Origin of the sequence: Pseudomonas sp. C 49-2, from assembly GCF_003970195.1 — a bacterium.
GTDB lineage: Bacteria > Pseudomonadota > Gammaproteobacteria > Pseudomonadales > Pseudomonadaceae > Aquipseudomonas > Aquipseudomonas canadensis.
This window is the reverse complement of record NZ_RXYG01000006.1, coordinates 44,964-62,170: the sequence shown is the minus strand read 5'-3', so window position 1 is coordinate 62,170 and position 17,207 is coordinate 44,964. Positions and strand designations below refer to the sequence as shown.

12 protein-coding genes are annotated in these 17,207 nt (G+C 61.1%); 4 read left to right on the top strand and 8 right to left on the bottom strand.

Annotation, left to right across the window (positions count from 1 at the left end; all coding sequences use genetic code 11):
- Nucleotides 1-356: 356 nt before the first annotated feature.
- Complete coding sequence (gene rne / locus EJ576_RS13445) at nt 357-3,494, top strand: ribonuclease E (protein ID WP_218570335.1); 3,138 nt, start codon at nt 357-359, stop codon at nt 3,492-3,494.
- Between the two features lie 177 nt (nt 3,495-3,671).
- Here rne and EJ576_RS13440 read toward each other — a convergent pair whose 3' ends face one another.
- The 3 genes from EJ576_RS13440 to EJ576_RS13430 form a co-directional block, all read right to left on the bottom strand.
- On the bottom strand, nt 3,672-4,262 hold the full coding sequence (locus EJ576_RS13440) for an NTP transferase domain-containing protein (RefSeq protein WP_126570508.1): 591 nt from the start codon (nt 4,260-4,262) through the stop codon (nt 3,672-3,674).
- Complete coding sequence (locus EJ576_RS13435) at nt 4,259-5,245, bottom strand: XdhC family protein (protein WP_122726436.1); 987 nt, start codon at nt 5,243-5,245, stop codon at nt 4,259-4,261. The genes EJ576_RS13440 and EJ576_RS13435 overlap by 4 nt, the downstream gene beginning before the upstream one ends.
- Before the next feature lie 139 nt (nt 5,246-5,384).
- The gene (locus tag EJ576_RS13430; protein WP_028617588.1) at nt 5,385-6,716 is read right to left on the bottom strand and encodes a dicarboxylate/amino acid:cation symporter; all 1,332 of its coding nucleotides are present in this window, start codon (nt 6,714-6,716) and stop codon (nt 5,385-5,387) included.
- 338 nt (nt 6,717-7,054) lie between these two features.
- Between EJ576_RS13430 and EJ576_RS13425 the strand changes: the two genes are divergently transcribed.
- The gene (locus EJ576_RS13425) at nt 7,055-8,053 is read left to right on the top strand and encodes an AraC family transcriptional regulator (RefSeq protein ID WP_016979763.1); all 999 of its coding nucleotides are present in this window, start codon (nt 7,055-7,057) and stop codon (nt 8,051-8,053) included.
- A 54-nt stretch (nt 8,054-8,107) separates the two neighbouring features.
- Here EJ576_RS13425 and EJ576_RS13420 read toward each other — a convergent pair whose 3' ends face one another.
- Genes EJ576_RS13420 through EJ576_RS13410 form a run of 3 tightly spaced genes read right to left on the bottom strand, consistent with a single transcriptional unit; the run spans nt 8,108 to nt 10,455 of the window.
- The gene (locus EJ576_RS13420; RefSeq protein ID WP_028617590.1) at nt 8,108-9,454 is read right to left on the bottom strand and encodes an ATP-binding protein; all 1,347 of its coding nucleotides are present in this window, start codon (nt 9,452-9,454) and stop codon (nt 8,108-8,110) included.
- Nucleotides 9,451-10,128, bottom strand: a complete 678-nt coding sequence (locus tag EJ576_RS13415; protein ID WP_016973689.1) for a response regulator transcription factor — start codon at nt 10,126-10,128, stop codon at nt 9,451-9,453. Before EJ576_RS13415 ends, EJ576_RS13420 begins: the two co-directional genes overlap by 4 nt.
- A gap of 18 nt (nt 10,129-10,146) precedes the next feature.
- Nucleotides 10,147-10,455 (bottom strand): hypothetical protein, encoded by a 309-nt coding sequence (locus tag EJ576_RS13410; RefSeq protein ID WP_126570507.1) that lies wholly within the window; start codon nt 10,453-10,455, stop codon nt 10,147-10,149.
- A 147-nt stretch (nt 10,456-10,602) separates the two neighbouring features.
- Here EJ576_RS13410 and EJ576_RS13405 point away from each other — a divergent pair, with 147 nt between their 5' ends.
- Nucleotides 10,603-11,319: a 4'-phosphopantetheinyl transferase gene (locus tag EJ576_RS13405; protein WP_126570506.1), complete on the top strand. Its 717-nt coding sequence runs from the start codon at nt 10,603-10,605 to the stop codon at nt 11,317-11,319.
- Between the two features lie 28 nt (nt 11,320-11,347).
- Here EJ576_RS13405 and EJ576_RS13400 read toward each other — a convergent pair whose 3' ends face one another.
- The gene (locus EJ576_RS13400) at nt 11,348-12,958 is read right to left on the bottom strand and encodes an ATP-binding protein (protein WP_122726428.1); all 1,611 of its coding nucleotides are present in this window, start codon (nt 12,956-12,958) and stop codon (nt 11,348-11,350) included.
- Nucleotides 12,955-13,680, bottom strand: coding sequence for a response regulator (locus EJ576_RS13395; RefSeq protein ID WP_122726426.1), 726 nt, complete (start codon nt 13,678-13,680; stop codon nt 12,955-12,957). The genes EJ576_RS13400 and EJ576_RS13395 overlap by 4 nt, the downstream gene beginning before the upstream one ends.
- 553 nt (nt 13,681-14,233) lie before the next feature.
- Between EJ576_RS13395 and EJ576_RS13390 the strand changes: the two genes are divergently transcribed.
- Nucleotides 14,234-17,131: a ribonucleoside-diphosphate reductase subunit alpha gene (locus EJ576_RS13390; protein ID WP_126570505.1), complete on the top strand. Its 2,898-nt coding sequence runs from the start codon at nt 14,234-14,236 to the stop codon at nt 17,129-17,131.
- The last annotated feature ends 76 nt before the right edge of the window (nt 17,132-17,207 follow it).

Genomic DNA, 17,207 nt, shown 5'->3' with positions numbered 1-17,207 from the left:
TGCCAACCCGCTGCGGATTCTGCGCGCGGCAGCACCCGAATTATCAGGGATACGTGTAGGGTGGAGATGCACAACCGTCGGACTGTGTAGCACTAGGCTTATATTTAGACGCTTCATCTCGTCCACAGTCGCCGGTTGATTCCTCCTCCTGACCTTAGCTTTTGTTGAAGTGGTGCCTTTGTCACCACCGCTAACAAGCAGGACGCGTCCGTCGCGATACCGGCCCAATTGGCTGGTTTTTGCTGGACACTGGAGTGGCCAACCACTCTTGACGCACCTGACACCGACCGTGAGAAGTCGTGTGTGCCGAACGCCGTTTCCGGCAGCCCGGAAACCGACGGTACAACATGAAAAGAATGCTGATTAACGCAACTCAACCCGAAGAGTTGCGTGTTGCACTGGTAGATGGCCAACGCCTCTACGACCTGGACATCGAATCCGGTGCACGCGAGCAAAAGAAGGCCAACATCTATAAAGGCCGTATTACTCGCATCGAACCAAGCCTTGAGGCTGCCTTTGTCGATTTCGGCTCCGAGCGCCACGGCTTCCTGCCACTCAAAGAAATCTCCCGCGAATACTTCAAGAAAGCCCCTGAAGGCCGCGTGAACATCAAGGACGTCCTGAGCGAAGGCCAGGAAGTCATCGTCCAGGTAGAAAAAGAAGAACGTGGCAACAAGGGCGCAGCCCTGACCACCTTCATCAGCCTGGCCGGCCGTTACCTGGTCCTGATGCCAAACAACCCACGTGCCGGCGGCATTTCCCGTCGCATCGAAGGCGAAGAGCGCAACGAACTGCGTGAAGCGCTGAACGGCCTGATCGCACCGGCCGACATGGGCCTGATCGTTCGCACTGCAGGCCTGGGCCGCAGCAGCGAAGAAATGCAGTGGGACCTCGACTACCTGCTGCAACTGTGGACCGCTATCAAAGAAGCGTCCCTGGATCGTTCCGCGCCGTTCCTGATCTATCAGGAAAGCAACGTGATCATTCGCGCCATCCGCGATTACCTGCGCCAGGACATCGGCGAAGTGCTGATCGACAGCGTTGAAGCCCAGGACGAAGCCCTGACCTTCATCCGCCAGGTGATGCCGCAGTACGCCAGCAAGATCAAACTGTACGAAGACAGCGTTCCGCTGTTCAACCGTTTCCAGATCGAAAGCCAGATCGAGACCGCCTTCCAGCGCGTGGTCGAACTGCCTTCCGGTGGCTCCATCGTGATCGACCCGACCGAAGCCCTGGTGTCCATCGACATCAACTCGGCGCGTGCGACCAAAGGCAGCGACATCGAAGAAACCGCCCTGCAGACCAACCTGGAAGCGGCTGAAGAAATCGCCCGCCAGTTGCGCCTGCGTGACATCGGCGGCCTGATCGTGATCGACTTCATCGACATGACCCCGGCCAAGAACCAGCGCGCCGTGGAAGAAAAAGTCCGCGAATGCCTGGAAGCTGACCGTGCCCGTGTACAGGTCGGCCGCATTTCGCGCTTCGGCCTGCTGGAAATGTCCCGTCAGCGCCTGCGTCCATCCCTGGGCGAGAGCAGCGGCATCGTCTGCCCGCGTTGCAACGGCACCGGCATCATCCGCGACGTTGAATCGCTGTCGCTGGCGATCCTGCGCCTGATCGAAGAAGAAGCCCTGAAAGACCGCACCGCAGAAGTCCGCGCGCAAGTGCCGATCCCGGTTGCAGCGTTCCTGCTCAACGAAAAACGCAACTCGATCACCAAGATCGAACTGCGCACCCGTGCCCGTATCGTCATCCTGCCGAACGATCACCTCGAAACCCCGCACTTCGAAGTGCAGCGCCTGCGTGACGACAGCCCGGAAGCCCACAGCGGCCAGTCCAGCTACGAAATCGCCGCTGCCGCTGCCGAAGTGGAAGAAGTCCAGCCTGCCGCCGCGACCCGCACCCTGGTTCGCCAGGAAGCCGCAGTCAAGACCGCGCCGGCCCGCGCCAACGCACCGGTTCCGACCGAAGTCGCCGCGCCAGTTGCCGCACCGACCGCCCTGCCTGAGCCAAGCCTGTTCAAAGGCCTGGTGAAGTCGCTGGTCAGCCTGTTCGCCACCAAGGAAGAGCCAGCTGCTCCGGTTGTGGTTGAGAAACCTGCCGCCGAGCGCCCTGCGCGCAACGAAGAACGTCGCAACGGTCGCCAACAGAGCCGTAACCGCAATGGTCGTCGTGACGAAGAGCGCAAGCCGCGCGAAGAACGTGCACCGCGTGAAGAACGCGCTCCACGCGAAGAGCGTGCCCCTCGCGAAGCCCGTGAAGAAACCCCGACCGTAGAACGCGCACCACGCGAAGAGCGCGCACCGCGCACTCCACGTGCCCCGCGTGAAGACCGCAAGCCACGTGGCGAGCGTGAAGAACGTGTGCGCGAACTGCGTGAGCCGCTGGACGCAGCACCTGCTGTAGCCGGTGCCGCCGCTGCCGCGACCGAAGAGCGTCCAGCTCGCCAGCCGCGTGAAGAACGTGCGCCACGTGAAGAACGCCAACCTCGCGCCCCGCGTGAAGAGCGTCAACCACGTGCCGAACAAGCCGCTGCCGCCAGCGAAGAAGAAGTGCTGACCGGCGAAGAGCAACTGCAGGAAGACGGTCAGGAAGGCGCCGAAGGCGATCGTCCACGCCGCCGCTCCCGTGGCCAGCGTCGTCGCAGCAACCGTCGTGAGCGTCAACGTGATGCCAACGGCAACGTGATCGAAGGCTCGGAAGAGACCGGCGAAAACGCAGAAGCCGCTACCAGCGAACCGACTGGCGCCGAACTGGCTGCCGGCCTGGCCGTTACCGCTGCGGTTGCCAGCTCGGTCATCAGCGCACCGGCTGAAGCCCAGGCTCACGAACAGGCTGAACGTGCCACTGCTGCTGTTGAAGAAACCGTAGCGGTTGAAGCACCTGCTGCCGAGACCCCAGTGGTTGAAGCGCCGGTTGTTGAAGCGCCTGCAGTTGAAGCGCCAGTCGTAGAGGCTCCGGTTGTCGAAGCCACCACCCCAATCGAAGCGCCGGTTGTTCCGGAAGTGGAAGTTGCCCAGGCACCTGAAACCCAACCAGAAGTCGAAGTGACGGTTGTTGAGCCGGCACCTGTGGTTGAGCCTGAGGCCGTGGTTGAAGCACCGGTTGTCGAAGCCGTTCCAGAAGTGCGTGAAGTTCGCGAGGAACAGACCGCCTTCCAATGGACCGCCGAACCAGCCGCTCCGGTTGAAGCGCCAGAATCTGCCCCAGCGGTAGAAGAAGCGCCAGCACCGGTTGCCGAAGTCGTGGTTGCCGAGCCAGCCCCAGTGGTTGAGCCTGCTCCGGTCGCAGAACCTGCACCCGCAGTTGAAGCGCCGGTAGCTGCCGAAGTGGCAGCGCCAGTGGTTGAAGCCGCACCGGTCAGCGCCCTGACCGAAAATGGCCGTGCACCGAACGATCCACGTGAAGTGCGTCGTCGTCGCAAGGAAGCTGAAGCCGCAGCAGCTGCTGCCGCAGCACAGGAAGCAGAACACGAGAGCAAACCTCTCGCCTGATTCCAGCAGCCACTAAAAAGCCCCGCCTGAGTGATCAGGCGGGGCTTTTTTATTGATTACTGGTTTCTGGCTTGGAACCCATTCAACTGTAGGAGCCGGCTTGCCGGCGATAGCGGTATACCCGCCAACTCACCTTTGACTGATACACCGCAATCGCTGGCAAGCCAGCTCCTACAGTTAGCGTGCAGAGAAATTCAAAGATTGCGGCAGGTCGACGTCCCAGAGTACGCCGGGGTCATCTACTGGCACCTCCCGTACCGTCGCCTGAGCAAACAATGGCCTGGCGCCGCGATCACCGGTCAAGGCCATCAGCCCAGCCCCCAATGCCTGGCCAAACGCCACGGGATGCCCGTAGCGCCCATTCTGCAACGGCACGCTGATACCGCCCTCCTCCAGCCCATCGATCACCCGCTCAATACTCGACGACCGGATAAACGGCATGTCCCCCAGCACCACCAGCCAGCCATCTGCCGGGCCACTGGCCGCCACCGCCGCCGCGATGCTGTCGCCCATACCGGCCGAACGCAGCAGCAGCACTTCGCAGCCATAGGTTTCAGCCAACCGAATGACATCCGTACGATCAGGTGCCGTCACCACCCAACGCTTCACGACGCACTCAGGCAGGTTCACCAGCACCTGCTCGATCACCGGCCGCACCACGCCGTCCAGGCCAACGCAATCCGCCAACAACTTGTCCTGGTCCGCCCCGGCTTCGGCGCGGAAACGACTGCCCTGCCCCGCCGCCAGCACAATCGCAGTGACTGTCACTCAGCAACCACCGGCAACGGCTTCTTCTGCATCGGTGCCACGCCGTTCTTGATCGCGACAATTTCCGCCATCAACGACAACGCAATTTCGGCCGGCGTGTGGCTGCCAATATGCAAGCCGATCGGCCCGTGCAAGCGCGCAATCGCCTCCGCCGACAACCCCAGCGCCGCGAGATTCTCCCGACGTTTCTGGGTGTTCACACGCGAACCGAGGGCACCAATGTAGAACGCCGAGGAATTCAGCGCCGTGAGCAACGCCATATCATCCAGGCGCGGGTCATGGGTGAGGCAGACGATGGCCGTGCGCTCATCGGTCTGGATGTTCAGCACCGCTTCATCGGGCATGCCGGGTACAAAGCGGCCATGCTGCTCTTCCCAGCCGTAGACGAATTCGTCGCGCGGGTCGCAGATCAGCACTTCGAAATCCAGCAAGCGCGCCATTTCCGCCACATAACGCGACAACTGGCCGGCGCCAATCAACAGCAGGCGCCAGCGCGGGCCATAGATGGCGCGCAAGCGTTCGCCATCGAAGGTCACGACATCCGTCTTGCTCGCGCCGCTCAAGGTGACCTTGCCGGTGCCCAGGTCAAGCTCGCGTGCGACGATCTGATGATCTTCACACCGCGCCAGCAACTCAGACACCCACTCCCACTCGTCCACGCGTTCCTCGGTCAGGCGCAGGGTGCCACCGCATGGCAGACCAAAACGCGCAGCTTCATCGCGGGTGACACCGTAGGTCACCAACTGCACAGGCGGCCCGTCTTCAGGCAAGCGACCATCCTGCAGGCGTGCAATCAAGTCATCCTCGATGCAACCGCCCGACACCGAGCCGATCACCACACCATCGCCGCGCAACGCCAGCATCGCCCCTGGTGGGCGTGGTGCGCTGCCCCAGGTCTGGACCACGCTGTACAACACTACTCGCTGCCCGGCGCGGCGCCATTCGAGCACGCTGCGCAGGACATTCAAATCAACACTGTCCACAAAACCTCCTGCAAGCGTCACAAACGATTCACTTACTGTAAAACAAAAGCAGCCAAAGTAATGCGCCAGAAACGCAAACGCCCCGAACCAGTCGGGGCGTTTGTGGGTGGCTGTGGCGTCAGGTCACGCCAGCAGCGACTTACTTGACGACAGGTGCAGGGCCTTCAGCCACGCCCAGGTCATCCAGCTCGCGGGTTTCCGAGATACCGGTACCGCCGGACGCCAGCTCGCTTTGCAGCTTGTCGGTGTCCAGTTCCTTGACCCACTTGGCCACAACGATGGTGGCAACCGCGTTACCCACCAGGTTGGTCAGCGCGCGAGCTTCGGACATGAAGCGGTCGATACCCAGGATCAGCGCCAAGCCGGCAACCGGCAGGTGGCCTACGGCCGACAGGGTGGCAGCCAGTACGATGAAGCCCGAACCGGTCACACCTGCAGCGCCTTTGGAGGACAGCAGCAGCACCAGCAGCAGGGTGATCTGGTGGGTGATGTCCATGTGGGTGTCAGTCGCCTGGGCGATGAACACGGCAGCCATGGTCAGGTAGATCGAAGTACCGTCGAGGTTGAAGGAGTAGCCGGTTGGAATCACCAGGCCTACTACGGATTTCTTCGCGCCCAGACGCTCCATCTTGATCAGCATACGTGGCAGTGCGGATTCGGAAGACGAAGTACCCAGAACGATCAGCAGCTCTTCACGGATGTAGCGGATCAATTTGATCACGCTGAAACCGTGGGCGCGGCAGATACCACCCAGCACCACCAGCACGAACAGGATGCAGGTGATGTAGAAGCAGATCATCAGTTGGCCCAATTGCACCAGGGAACCCACACCGTAGGCACCGATGGTGAACGCCATGGCACCCAGGGCACCGATTGGCGCGAGCTTCATGATCATGTTGATGATGTTGAACATCACGTGGGCGAAGCGATCGATGAAGTCCAGCACCGGCTTGCCGTAGGCACCCAGGCGATGCAGGGCGAAACCGAAGATCACCGAGAACATCAGCACTTGCAGGATGTCGCCGTTGGCGAAGGCGCCGACGATGGTGTTAGGGATCACATTGAGGATGAAACCGACGATGCTCTGGTCTTTACCGGCAGTGACGTAGGCCGCCACTTTGGAGGCGTCCAGGGTCGCTACGTCGATGTGCATGCCGGCGCCCGGTTGCACGACGTTCACCACGATCAGGCCGATCAGCAGCGCGATGGTCGAAACGATTTCGAAGTACAGCAGCGCGTAGCCGCCGGTCTTGCCGACCGATTTCATGCTTTGCATGCCAGCGATGCCGCTGACAACGGTGCAGAAGATGATCGGGGCGATGACCATTTTGATCAGTTTGATGAACCCGTCACCCAGTGGCTTGAGGGCCACACCCGTCTGCGGGTAGAAGTGACCGAGCAAAATACCGATAACGATTGCAACGATCACCTGGAAGTACAGGGATTTGTAGATTGGCTGACGAGTCGTCATTGCAAAGTTCCTCAATCGTCCCGTGTGGCAAAGATCCGCCATTGCCCACGACACTTGAATTGCGAACCCTCCTGCACTGGAGGGATTTGTTGTTTGCGAGCCCTGTAGGAACAAGCCTGCGCTGTAATCCCTATCGCAAACGCCGTGCCACTTTACTGAAAAACCCTGAAGGCCTTTAGACATCAGGGCTTGGGGTTTTGAAGCGCCCCTTCACGCAGCAAAACAGATGGCGGATTTCCGCCCACTCGTCCAATCCCGTCCTACAATTTGGCGGATATCCGCCTTGTGACCGCATTCGGGGCTGACTACCATCAGCCCTCCATGGACGAGGCCTTCGCATGCGTGAACGTACCATCGCCAGTCATTACGCCAGGGCGGCCCTCGGCGGGGCGCGTCGGGCCGGCTATGACTACTCGGGCTTGCTGCAGCAGGTGGGCATTACCCCGGAACTGCTGACCGAACCCCGCGCCCGTATCGCGCCGGAGCAGTTCACCCGCCTGCTGCAAATGCTGTGGCTGGCACTGGACGACGAATACCTGGGGTTCGCCGACGGCCCGAGTAAACGCGGCACCTTCGCCATGATGTGCCACGCATTGATCCACTGCCGCACCCTGGAGAAGGCTCTGGAACGCGGTTTATTATTTTATAGCCTTTTCCCACAAGGCCCGCGCTGGCAGCTGACACGCGAAGGCGAAATGGCCCGCTTGAGCCTGGACGACTCGCAGTTGTGGGACCCGGATCATTTCTTGAGTGAGTGCCTGCTGGTGATCTGGCATCGACTGGGCAGTTGGCTGATAGGCCAACGTATCCGGCTGCATCAGGCCACTTTCAGCTACCCAATGCCGGCGCACGCCGGTGAATATGACCTGCTGTTTCCCTGCGCCCAGGTATTCGGTGCACCGAACAGCAGCCTGGTGTTTCCCGCGCGCTATTTGAACCTGCCGTTGTTGCAGGATGAACGCACCCTCAAGCACTTCCTCGAGCGCTCACCCGCCGACTTGCTCTCTCGTCCGGATGAAGGCGACAGCTTGAGCAGCCAGCTACGCCGCTTGCTCAGCCGCGACCGCACGCCCTGGCCGGACCTGGAAGCCGTCGCCCAGCACCTGCATATCAGCCCGCAGACCCTGCGCAGGCATTTGCGTGAAGAAGGCACCAGCTTTCAGGCGCTCAAGGATGAGTTGCGGCGAGACATCGCCATCTATCATTTGGGCCGGGCGGATTTGTCGTTGCAGGAGATTGCCGAACAGCTCGGGTTTTCGGAACCGTCGGCGTTTCATCGGGCGTTCAAGAAGTGGACGGGGCTGACGCCGGGGGCTTATCGAGCGCAGGAGAGTTAGAGGAGAAAGATGTTTTTGTGGTGAGCAGGCTTGCCCACCCGCCACAAAAACCGATCAAACGGCCGGGAAGTGAATCTTGAACGCGGCGCCGCCCAGAGGCGAATCCCCCAAGGTCAGCCGAGCGCCATAACTTTCAATGATGTCCTTGACCACCGCCAAGCCGATCCCCTGCCCCGGATGTTGGCGGTCCAGCCGTTCACCTCGCTGCAGAATCCTTGCACGCTGATCCGGCGGCACACCAGGGCCATCATCCTCAATACACAGCTCACTGCCTTCGAGGTTTTCCACGAAGCTGATGCGCACTTCGCTCAAACACAGGCGGTAGGCGTTTTCCAGCAGGTTACCGAGCAGCTCCAGCAAGGCGCCCTTCTCGATCGGCACGTCGCATGCTTGCGGCAGTTCAAAGGACACGGTGACGCCTTTGTCGCGGTAGACCTTGTCCAGCGTGTCGCACAGGCTTTGCAGCACCGGTTCCAGCCGCACCTGGTGACGCACCAGGCCGCTTTTTCGCAGGCTGGCGCGCTGCAACTGGTAGCTGATCTGCTGGCTCATGCGCTCGATCTGCGATTGCAGCACCCAGGCCTGGTCGCGGTCTTCCGGGCGCTGGGCCATGTCTTCGCTCACACCTTGCAGTACGGCGAGCGGGGTTTTCAGGCTGTGGGCCAGGTCGTCGAGGGAATCACGGTAACGCGCCCGTTGCTCACGCTCGCTGTGCAGCAAACGGTTGAGGGAGCCGGTGAGGCGTAACAATTCACGGGGGTGTTGTTCGGACAGGCTTTCGCGAGTACCGCCTTCGATCTGGTCAAGTTCCTGGCTCAGCCGCCGCAGGGCTTGCAAACCCCAGGTCAGGCCCAGCCAGAGCAAGGTCAGCAGCACCAGCAACGCGGCGCCAAAGCCCAGGTAGAGGTTTTCGCGCAAGCCTTCGAGGGTCAGTTGGTATTCGCGCACCGGCTGCAGGGCAACGATACTGAACGCCGCACTCTTGCCGCCCAGCAGCCTGACCTCGACGTCGTAGACGAAGAATTCCTGGCCGTTGGCCTCACGGATCCGCGCAAATTCATTGCCGCGCCCGTCGTAGCGCGGCTTGTAGTTGATGTTTTCTTCCTTGGTCGCCCGCGAACGCCACACCAAGTGACCTTCACGGTCATAGATGTAGCCGAGCAAGCGGCTGTCGGTGAGGTTGAAGCGCTCATCCGGCAACTGCGCCGGCATCAACAGGCGGTTGTTTTCCACCCGTGCGGCCGAGATCAGCGTCGTGACGTCCGACGCCAGGCGTTGCTCGATGGAATCCTGCAACGCCAGGCTGAACGCCCCTTGCATCGCCGGCAACAAACCCAGCATGAACAGCACGGCCAGGGTGGCGGCCGCCAGCATCAAACGCACGCGTAGCGAGCGAATCAACGGCAGCGCTCATTGAACAGGTAACCCAGGCCACGCACGGTGTCGATCGGCTTGAACCCGGCCGGGCCTTCCAGCTTTCGGCGCAGGCGACCGACCAGCACTTCAATCACGTTCGGATCACGCTCGTCATCATCGGGGTAGAGTTGTTCCATCAAACGGTCTTTGGCCACCACTTGCTGGTGATGGCGCATCAGGTACTCAAGGATTCGGTATTCGTAGGCCGTCAGCGCCAAAGGCTGTTCGTCGAGGGACGCCTGCTTGCGGTTGAGGTCCAGCAGCAGCGGGCCCGCGACAATCGTCGACTGGGTAAACCCGCTGGAGCGGCGCAGCAAGGCGTTCATCCGCGCCTCCAGCTCTTCGAACTGGAACGGCTTGACCACGTAGTCGTCGGCACCGGCCGCCAGGCCTTCGACCTTGTCCTGCCAATTGCCACGGGCGGTGAGGATCAGGATCGGGAAGGTCTTGGCCTGGGTGCGAAGTTGGCGGATCAGGTCCAGGCCGCCCATGCCGGGCAGGCCCAGGTCGATGATCGCCAGGTCATGATTGAACTGGCCGGTCTGGTACAGGGCCTCTTCCGCATTGGCCACGGCCTCGACCACGTGCCCGCTGTCGGTCAGGCGGGTCAACAGGTGATGACGCAGCAGCGCCTCATCTTCTACCACCAGCAATTTCATAAGGCTCTCCAAAGCAAATCAACTGTCCGACAGAGGGATATCATAGCGGCCCTGCAGGTCTTGCGGGCGCAATTGAATGCCATTGAACTGGCCGGTCAGGTGTTCATAGCCGGCGCGATAGGCCGGCTGCGGGGCTGCCAGGCCCAGGGACTGGCCCCAGGGCGTGGGCTGGCTGGCAGATTCTTCGAAACTGACACGCTGGATCAGAGTGCTGGATTTCTTGGTTTTCTCACCGCCGAATGCGGCGAAGGCACCGTCGGCGGCCTGGGCCCCCGTGGCGGCACTGAGCATGGTCAACGCCAACATCAGCTGTTTGATCGCAGTCATGGTGTTACCTCTATGCGTTTGGCTGTTGCCCTTGGGTATGAATCCAGACTACGCAGGCGCCCCTGAACTCCCCCTGAACGAGCTCTGAACCTCGCCTGAACCGCAACGGGCTATCCTGTCTTGCATCAACTCGGCAAAATACCGCCCATGAATTCCGTACCCGCTTGCTGCACCCCACTCGACGCCCATTGGCCGCTGCCCGAATCCTTGCCCGGCACGGTGTTTCTCAGCACGCGCTTTGACCCCGCCTTATTAACGGCCGGCGATTTCCAGCGCAGCGCCGTCCCGCCCCCGGCCAGCATCCAGCGCTCAGTGGCCAAGCGCCAGGCCGAATTCCTGGCCGGCCGACTGTGCGCCCGCGCCGCGCTGCAACAACTCGATCACCTCAACTACATCCCCGCCATCGGTGAAGACCGCGCGCCGGTGTGGCCTGCGCATATCTGTGGCTCCATCACCCACAGCACCGGGCATGCGGCCGCGATTGTCGCGCACAAGGCGCAATGGCGTGGGCTGGGGATGGACCTGGAGACTGTGCTGAGCCTGGAGCGGGCGGAGCGATTGGCGGGAGAAATTCTTACTGCCGATGAACTGCAGCGTCTGGCCGCCTTGCCGAGGGAGCAGATTGCACAATTGGTGACATTGACGTTTTCGGCCAAGGAGAGCCTGTTCAAGGCGCTCTACCCGATTGTGCAGAAGCGCTTCTACTTTGAGCATGCCGAGGTAATGGAGTGGACTGAGGCCGGGTATATAAGGCTGCGACTGCTGACGGACTTGTCCGAGGAGTGGTGCCATGGCAAGGAATTGGCAGGGCAGTTTGCGGTAGATGATGGGCAGCTGTTGAGCCTGGTGGCTGTCGGCGCCTGATAGGGCGTTATTGCCGGCGATAGCAGTATCAGGGTTTCTCCTGATCCCTCGGCCAACTCAGGCTAAAGCACGCCCCACCCAAATTGTTGCTCTTGCCAATCAATGCCCGCCCGCCGTGCCAGTAGATAATCCGCCGTACGATCGACAACCCCAACCCGTGCCCGCCAGATGCACGGGTGCGGCTGTCGTCCAGGCGCAGGAACGGCGTGAAGATCCGCTCCCAGGCACTCTCAGGCACACCGGGACCATCATCTTCGACATCGATGCGGCAGCGCACCTGGCCCACCTGATAACTGATCAACACCTGGCCCTGGGCATGGCGCATGGCATTGCTCACCAGATTCTGCAGCGCACGGTGCAGGTAACGCGGCTCGGCGTCGACCCAGGCATCGTCCCAGTGCGCCGACGACAGGCAAATACCCCTGCTCACGTTGACTTGCGGACGCAGTGGCGATAATTCGCCTATCACCTGATCGAGCAGCGCATCGAGGTCGACCCGCTGGAAATTCAGCTCCGGCGAGCCTTGTTCCAGGCGCGCATACGTGAGCATTTCATCGACCAGGCCATCGAGGTCCTGGATATCGCTGTCCATGCCCTCCAGGTATTTACGCCGCGCCTCGGCCGTGGTGGCATCGCCGACCATTTCCAGGCCGAAACGCAAGCGCGCCACCGGCGTGCGCAGTTCGTGGGACACCGCGCGCACCAGCTCACGCTGGATCGCCAGCAACTGCTGCAAGTGCTCAGCCATGCCATTGAAGGCTGCGGCCAGGCGCCCCACCGAGTCAGCGCCACGGGCCGGCACACGTACTTCCAGGTTGCCCTTGGCGATGCGGGTGGCGGCGGCTTCCAGGCCGCGCAGCCGCCGTTCAAGCTGACGCACCAATAGATAGACGATCAAACCGATCAGGGTCAGGCCGATCAAAGCGATCAGGATCAGCCATTGCGGCGGGTAAGGGTTCATCTGATACAGCGGCCCGAGTTCCAGCACCCATGGCGTACCGACCATGCCGGCAAACACACGAATCGAGTCGCCGCCCTTGCCCAGGGCCATTACCGTGTCGCCTTCCGAGACACGGCGGCGCTGGTCTTCGTCCATGTCGGCCTGGTCGAGGGTCATCAGGTGCATGTCGAAGCCAAACCCCTTGGCTTCTTTTATATCCGCCAGACGCTGCGGCTGTTCAGCCACCGGAAAGCGCACCAGTTCGTCGGCAAGCAGGTAGATAGTCGCACGCGCCAGCTGTTCGCTGATCTGCTGCACTTCGCCCGTAAGCACCAACTGCGACTGTTCACTGACCAAGCGCAGCACCCGCGCGGCATGAGGCCCGGTCTGCTCCACCAGCACCTGGCCGCGTTGCAGGCGATTGCGCTGGCTCAAGTCCAGTTGCGCCTCGGCCAGGGGGCGCAGGTCCAAGGGAATGCCGAGCAAGCGCTCCCACACGGCCAGGGCGCGCTGGCGTTCGATGGGGCTCATGGGTTGCAGGTTGTCGCCCATCAAGGCGAAGGTGCCGTGGGCCAGGCGCTCGCGGTATTGGCCGCTACGCACCTCGTTGAGCAGGTGCAGGGCCAGCACGCCGAGCAACGCCACCAGAATCAGCGCTGCGCACATGCCGCCGTAGATGCGCAGGAAGATCGAGTTCACAGCGGCATGTCGGCGGCGGCTTCGGGGACGAACAGGTAGCCCTTGCTGCGAATGGTCTTGATCAGGCGCGGATGAATCGGATCGTCACCTATCTTGGGGCGGATACGTGAGATACGCACATCGATGGAGCGGTCCTGGCCGTCGTAGCCGATGCCGCGCAGGGCGATGAAGATTTCTTCGCGGGACAAGATCCGCCCGGCATTGGCCACCAGCAGCCATAAAAGGTCGAACTCGGCGCTGGTCAGCTCGATACTGGCATTGTTCAGCCAGGCTTCGCGCAGGGCGTTGTCCACCACCAGAGGACCGAATTGCAGGCGACGCTGGTTCTCCACGACAGCCGGTTCCGCCGGTTCGCTGCGCCGCAGCAAGGCCTGGATGCGTGCCAGCAACAGGCGCGGGCGCACAGGCTTGCACACGTAGTCGTCGGCGCCCATGTCCAGGCCCAGCACCTGGTCCATGTCATCGGTCCGCGCGGTGAGCATCAGGATCACGCCGTCATAGCGCTCGCGCACCTTGCGGCAGATGCTCAAGCCGTCTTCGCCGGGCAGCATCAGGTCGAGGATCACCAGGTCCGGCTGCTCGTCGATGATGCGCCCCGCTGCTAGGGCGCCATCGCCTTCCACGGACACCTGCAGGCCATTGCTCTCCAGATACTCACGGGTCAATTCGGCCAATCGCTGGTCGTCTTCGACTATCAATACCTGCCAGGCTTCTTGCTCCACGGGTGACCTCAATGTCTGTCATAAAAGGCGGGCATGATCTGGGTAACGGCGTAGCCCGATACGGTCGATTGTAGCCATGGGCCAACCCTCAAACACAAGCCGGGAAATCCATTCGGTGATCACGTTTTTTTGTGATAGGGTTCGCGCCCTTCGAAAATGGGCAGGTTGTTTTAAGCCCGAAACATTTAATGACAAACGGCGTAATCCAGCAGCAGTGCGGCCTACACACCCATTCAACCTTTCTTACACATTTTACCCACAGCGTTATCCACAGGTTACTGCGTTGCTAACCCCTCGAAAACGCATTATCTTGTACCTCGGCACTGGAGAAGACCCTACATGTGGGGTTTTTGAAGAAAGCGCCCAACCACACAAGTGGCAAGAAATTCAAGCGTTTTATTGCTAGCGCAGCATGGAACCAACCGATTTTCAGTAGACCAAACCGCTCACGCGGATGGCAGCTGTTTCCCATCCCCGATATGGAAAACGGTACGGGTGTTGCAGGAAGAGCCTGGCACTCGCAATCAAATATAGAACGTGGAGACAATCCCCCATGCAAACCGACACAACTCGCGAGAACCCGCAAGGCTCCGTGCCGCAGGCCGCCGATTCGAACCTGGATCTGTCCGCCACCGCACCTGGCCAATTGCGCGTGATCAAGCGTAACGGCACTGTCGTTCCTTACACCGATGACAAAATCACCGTCGCCATCACCAAAGCGTTTCTTGCAGTTGAAGGCGGCACCGCTGCTGCCTCGTCGCGCATCCACGACACCGTTGCCCGCCTGACCGAACAAGTCACCGCGACCTTCAAGCGTCGCATGCCTTCGGGCGGCACCATCCATATCGAAGAAATCCAGGACCAGGTCGAACTGGCCCTGATGCGTGCCGGCGAGCAGAAAGTTGCCCGCGACTACGTGATCTACCGCGACTCGCGCGCCAAGGAACGTGCCGTACGTTCCCCGGCCGAAGAAGCCGCCGTACAGGCTCACCCGTCGATCCGCATCACCCTGGCCGACGGTAGCTTTGCACCGCTGGACCTGGGCCGCCTGAACACCATCATCACCGAGGCCTGCGAAGGCCTGGAAGAAGTCGATGGTGACTTGATCCAGCGCGAAACCCTGAAGAACCTGTACGACGGCGTGGCCCTGACCGACGTCAACACCGCCCTGGTGATGACCGCCCGTACCCTGGTTGAACGTGAGCCGAACTACTCGTTCGTGACCGCGCGCCTGCTGATGGACACCCTGCGTGCCGAAGGCCTGGGCTTCCTGAAAGTCGCCGACAGCGCCACCCACCACGAAATGGCCGACCTGTACGCCAAGGCCCTGCCGGCCTACATCGCCAAGGGTATCGAATTCGAATTGCTGAACCCGGTCCTGGCCACCTTCGACCTGGAAAAACTCGGCAAGGCGATCAACCACGAGCGCGACCAGCAGTTCACGTACCTGGGCCTGCAGACCCTGTACGACCGTTATTTCATCCACAAGGACGGTATCCGCTTCGAACTGCCGCAAGTGTTCTTCATGCGCGTGGCCATGGGCCTGGCGATCGAAGAGAAGCAGAAAGAAGACCGTGCCATCGAGTTCTACAACCTGTTGTCGTCCTTTGACTACATGTCGTCGACCCCGACCCTGTTCAACGCCGGCACCCTGCGTCCACAGCTGTCCAGCTGCTACCTGACCACCGTGCCGGATGACCTGTCGGGCATCTACCACGCGATCCACGACAACGCCATGTTGTCCAAATTCGCTGGCGGCCTGGGTAACGACTGGACCCCGGTGCGCGCACTGGGCTCGTACATCAAGGGCACCAACGGCAAGTCCCAGGGCGTTGTTCCGTTCCTGAAAGTCGTGAACGACACCGCCGTTGCGGTCAACCAGGGCGGCAAGCGCAAAGGCGCTGTCTGTGCCTACCTGGAAACCTGGCACATGGACATCGAAGAGTTCATCGAGCTGCGTAAGAACACCGGTGATGACCGTCGTCGTACCCACGACATGAACACCGCCAACTGGATCCCTGACCTGTTCATGAAGCGTGTCTTCGATGACGGCAAGTGGACTCTGTTCTCGCCATCCGAAGTGCCGGACCTGCACGACCTGACCGGTAAAGCCTTCGAAGAGCGCTACGAGTACTACGAAGCCCTCACCGAGTACCCAGGCAAGGTCAAGCTGTTCAAGACCATCCAGGCCAAAGACCTGTGGCGCAAAATGCTGTCCATGCTGTTTGAAACTGGCCACCCATGGCTGACCTTCAAAGACCCGTGCAACCTGCGCAGCCCGCAGCAGCACGTGGGCGTGGTTCACAGCTCGAACCTGTGCACCGAGATCACCTTGAACACCAACAAGGACGAGATCGCCGTTTGCAACCTGGGCTCGATCAACCTGCCGAACCACATCGTCAACGGCAAGCTGGACACCGCCAAGCTGGAACGTACCGTCAACACCGCCGTGCGCATGCTCGATAACGTGATCGACATCAACTACTACTCGGTGCCACAGGCGCAGAACTCCAACTTCAAGCACCGTCCCGTGGGCCTGGGCATCATGGGCTTCCAGGACGCGCTGTACCTGCAGCACATTCCTTACGGTTCGGACGCGGCGGTCGAGTTCGCCGACAAGTCCATGGAAGCGGTCAGCTACTACGCGATCCAGGCTTCCTGCGACCTGGCCGACGAGCGCGGCGCCTACGAGACGTTCCAGGGTTCGCTGTGGTCCAAGGGCATCCTGCCGCTGGATTCGCAACAGATCCTGATCGAGCAACGTGGCCAGAAGTACATTGATGTTGACCTGGAAGAATCCCTGGACTGGGCGCCAGTACGTGCCCGTGTGCAGAAAGGTATTCGTAACTCCAACATCATGGCCATCGCACCGACCGCGACCATCGCCAACATCACCGGCGTATCGCAGTCGATCGAACCGACTTACCAGAACCTGTATGTGAAATCGAACCTGTCGGGCGAATTCACCGTGATCAACCCGTACCTGGTCCGCGACCTGAAAGCCCGCGGCCTGTGGGACTCGGTCATGATCAACGACCTGAAGTACTACGACGGCTCCGTGCAGCAGATCGAGCGCATCCCGCAAGAACTCAAAGAGCTCTATGCGACGGCCTTCGAAGTGGACACCAAGTGGATCGTTGACGCCGCCAGCCGTCGTCAGAAGTGGATCGACCAGGCTCAGTCGCTGAACCTGTACATCGCCGGCGCTTCGGGCAAGAAGCTCGACGTGACCTACCGCATGGCGTGGTACCGTGGCCTGAAAACCACTTACTACCTCCGTGCCCTGGCCGCGACCAGCACCGAGAAGTCGACCATCAACACCGGTAAGCTGAACGCGGTTTCCAGCGGCGGCAACCACGGTGATGATTCGGTGCTTGCAGCGCCAGCCGGCCCGGCCCCAGTGCCAAAGGCTTGCGCGATCGATGAGCCGGATTGTGAAGCTTGCCAATAAGCTGAGGCGGTCCCGGGCTTGAAAGCCCGGGATTGAAAAACCCGATAACCCCCGACTGCATGGGTTTATCGGGTTT

Bases quoted from the DNA above. Each gene is read 5' to 3' on its own strand.
- rne (WP_218570335.1), top strand. From the start codon at position 357: ATGCTGATTAACGCAACTCAACCCGAAGAGTTGCGTGTTGCACTGGTA.
- EJ576_RS13430 (WP_028617588.1), bottom strand. From the start codon at position 6,716: ATGACGACTCGTCAGCCAATCTACAAATCCCTGTACTTCCAGGTGATC.
- EJ576_RS13425 (WP_016979763.1), top strand. From the start codon at position 7,055: ATGCGTGAACGTACCATCGCCAGTCATTACGCCAGGGCGGCCCTCGGC.
- EJ576_RS13415 (WP_016973689.1), bottom strand. From the start codon at position 10,128: ATGAAATTGCTGGTGGTAGAAGATGAGGCGCTGCTGCGTCATCACCTG.
- EJ576_RS13410 (WP_126570507.1), bottom strand. From the start codon at position 10,455: ATGACTGCGATCAAACAGCTGATGTTGGCGTTGACCATGCTCAGTGCC.
- EJ576_RS13405 (WP_126570506.1), top strand. From the start codon at position 10,603: ATGAATTCCGTACCCGCTTGCTGCACCCCACTCGACGCCCATTGGCCG.
- EJ576_RS13390 (WP_126570505.1), top strand. From the start codon at position 14,234: ATGCAAACCGACACAACTCGCGAGAACCCGCAAGGCTCCGTGCCGCAG.